Raw genomic sequence first — 3,399 nt, forward strand, 5'->3', positions numbered from 1 at the left:
AGGCCCATCAAACTTCTCGGCACCGAATAGCCGCAGTTTTAGGCAACCGCTAACAAATCAGACTCCTCTCCTTCCGGAAAGCCCCGTTAACCCGAGTTCAGGGCCGTGCCGAAATCCTATGTCGCATTCTGTACCTTTGCGGGGACGGACCCAACACCGCCCATCTGAAGCATTGCGCCCGAGACCAGTTCACGTCTTGCGTTCCTGCAAGAACCAATCCGCAAGGCTGTGTGGTGCAGACGAATGAGGGGCGTGGCCGAAGCGCCTGGCGGCCCGCGCGTCAGTCGGTCGAAAACCATACTCCGCATGAAACTGGCGGCTGAACAGCGCTGGGTCGTTGAAGCCATAACTATAGGCAATGGTGCTGATCAGTCGATGATCCGCTTGGTCGGCAATGGCCTTGCAGCAAGCCGCAAGCCGCCTCTTTAGAATAAATTTTGCGACACCACCTTGTGGCTCGAAGAGATAATACAGTAGTCGACGCGATACGCCGAGCGCGGCGCTCAGTGAGGACGGTCCCAAATACGGCGAAGACAGATTGTCCTCTATATATTTGCGTGCCATGTTGAAGCGCAGACCTGCAGTCGGTTGTCTGGCGGCCGCCACATTGTCCGGCGATGGCTTGATCGCCGCATTAATCAGTTGCGTCAAAACCCTCGTCAGCGTTGCCACGTCTGCAACCGTCATCCGTGGCCCCCATTCTTCCAACGCCAGCAGACACTCCTTCAGGATTTGGCCCATGGGGCCGAGGATCAAAGTGTGATCGGCCCCATCCAGACGGTCTGACAGGCTGGCAAAATTGTCCCTGGGGAGAAAGAGCGCCACTTCGCTTATTCTGCTATGGCAACCCTCAAACGGATATGCCAACGATTTCACCCTGATTGTGCCGGATCGTGCTTGCAATACCCGTTTGGCGCTGCGCCCAATATCTTGACCCTGCTTGAGAATGCTCATGCACCAATGGTCAATTCCTGAGCGTCGGATCAAATCCTCGTCGCGACGATAATTTAGGCTGTCCAGATTGGTCACCGTCAGAAGCACCGTCCCAAGATCATATCCGCGGGCTTTGCAACGCAGGCCTTCCTCAGCCTCCTTCTTCTGCTCAATCTCCATCAAGGGGGACATCAGGTCGCGCCAGAACTGAAACTGTTGCGATACTGGCCGAACCAGTGTCGTCACGCAATCTGGTCGAATATGATCGGCAGCTGCGGCCGCCGAGTTGCCAATGGAACCCACGAAGACTACCTCTTATCTGGCAACTAGGCGCACCTGTGTCCTCCATAGCGCAGTGCTTCATTCAACACTGACCACAGGAGTCACGCAGCTGCGGCGACACGATCCAACATGAGAACTGCAAAATTCGCTGGCCGCACTCTGGGCGTGCATAGAATTGCTCTAGTGGCACTGTTTCTCTCTCTCGAGACCGAGCATCCTGCGCCCGGAACGCTCAAGTCGCGTTTGATTGAGGACTGCGTTCTGCATCAAAGAATTGGGAATGAGCGTGGCATGTTGTCCTCCCCGGCAAAATGGTTAGTATCAAATATGCCCACGCCCCGGCCCGAAAGGCACGATATGAGATCGACCGCGTCTTCGGCGGGAGCGATGCTTCTTCGAACGTTCATGGTCTGCTCCATCGAAGATGTGCGGGAGCATTCGAAATCCGCGTCCGCATTTCCTCTTGATGTTGACCAAGGGCTTCGTTCGCGACGTGTCTGATGCTTTTCCCGACCGAGATGTCGCGATCGATCGTTGTTGTCACCGTTGTAAAGCCCGTGGTAATATATGCGCGAGGCGTTGTTTTTCCCAAACCGAGACAAGGATGGCTCAGGATCTCAAAATCTTGCTTCTGGGCGAACTACGAATCGTGTCGCAGGGAGAGGATGTTGCGCTCCCCGCTTCGCGGAAGGCTCGGGCGCTTCTGGCCTTCCTTGTCGCGACCGGGCGGCCGCACCGGCGCGAGCGACTGTGCGAATTGTTCTGGGGCATGCCCGACGATCCCAAGGCGGCATTGCGATGGGCATTGAGCAAGCTGCGCGCGGTCGTGGATACTCCTGGCCAACCACGCATCTTCGCCGACCGAGAGCGGGTCTATGTCGATGTGGACGGCATCGATATCGACATCCGGAGCATCCACAAGAAGTTGCGACAGTCTGACGGACACTTTGCCGTCGAAGAGTTGGAGGGAATGGCGCAGCAACTTGACATGCTGCTGCTCGATGGTCTCGATGGAGTGGGCGACGAAACATTTCAGTTCTGGCTGACATCCGAGCGCGAAGACGCCGGGGTGGCGCGTGTCGAAGTTTTGCAGCGGCTCGCGATGCATCCCAAGGCGACTCCAATCTCGAAGGAAAAGTGGGCGCGGCTATGGCGTGCTGCAGACCCCTTAGGCGTCAAGGCGCACGAGCGTGCCTCGCCGACCGCGACCACAGCTGATCCACGTGGTGCCGTCGTACCGCGTGGCCGCGGCGGTGGCACGCAGCTGTCCACGCGCACCGACGACCGGGTGCGCGCGAGAACACCCGGCGCCAGGGCCCGCGCCCTCCGAGCGCAGCGGATCGGTTTCTGCGAAGTGCGCGACGGCACCAAGATCGCCTATGCAACCGTTGGGTTGGGGCCGCCGATGCTCAAAGCCGCCAATTGGCTCAACCATCTGGAGTTCGATTGGGGGAGCCCGATCTGGGGGAGAAGTTTCGCCACGATCGCCCGTTATCGCTCCTTTATCCGCTATGACGAACGCGGCTGCGGCCTGTCGGACTGGGACGTCGAGGACCTGAGCTTCGAGGCCTTCGTCGAAGATCTGGAGGCGGTAGTCGACAGGCTTGGTCTCGACCGCTTCCCCCTCCTCGGCATCTCACAGGGGTGCGCGGTGTCGATCGAATATGCCGTGCGCCATCCGGAGCGGGTGACGGGCCTCGTGTTGATCAGCGGCTACGCGGCCGGTTGGCGGCTGCTGGCGAGCCCCGACGAGCAAGACCGGCGCGAGGCGGTGATGAAGCTGACCGAGGTCGGCTGGGGTACCAACAATCCGGCGTACCGGCACATCTTCTCGCAGACCTTCATGCCCGAGGCAAGTGCGAATGACCTCGCCTGGTTCGACGAATTCCAGCGCCTGACGACGTCGCCCATCAATGCAGCGCGTTTCCAAGAGGCATTTGGCCGCATCGACGTCCGTCACAGACTGGCACAGGTCAAGGCACCCACCATCGTGCTGCATTCCATGCACGACCAGCGTATCCCTCTTGACCAGGGCCGGGCAGTCGCTGCGGGCATTCCGGGCGCGCACTTCGTTCCGCTTGAAAGCCGCAACCATATCCTCATCGACCACGAACCTGCCTGGAGGGTCTGTGTCGAAACCGTGGCGCAGTTCATGGCCGAAAAGGGGATCTAGGAGACCTGTGG

At 59.2% G+C, this 3,399-nt stretch carries 2 protein-coding genes; one reads left to right on the forward strand and one right to left on the reverse strand.

The window, feature by feature from the left end; genetic code table 11:
• Window positions 1-189: 189 nt before the first annotated feature.
• Window positions 190-1,236, reverse strand: coding sequence for a helix-turn-helix domain-containing protein (locus tag PDO_RS11605; RefSeq protein WP_009109606.1), 1,047 nt, complete (start codon window positions 1,234-1,236; stop codon window positions 190-192).
• A gap of 583 nt (window positions 1,237-1,819) precedes the next feature.
• Here PDO_RS11605 and PDO_RS11610 point away from each other — a divergent pair.
• Window positions 1,820-3,388 (forward strand): alpha/beta hydrolase, encoded by a 1,569-nt coding sequence (locus PDO_RS11610; protein WP_009109608.1) that lies wholly within the window; start codon window positions 1,820-1,822, stop codon window positions 3,386-3,388.
• The last annotated feature ends 11 nt before the right edge of the window (window positions 3,389-3,399 follow it).

The organism is Rhizobium sp. PDO1-076 (assembly GCF_000247475.1).
Classification (GTDB): Bacteria; Pseudomonadota; Alphaproteobacteria; order Rhizobiales; family Rhizobiaceae; genus Allorhizobium.

Excerpts from the sequence above, each read along its gene's own strand:
- PDO_RS11610 (WP_009109608.1), top strand. The coding sequence starts at position 1,820 with ATGGCTCAGGATCTCAAAATCTTGCTTCTGGGCGAACTACGAATCGTG.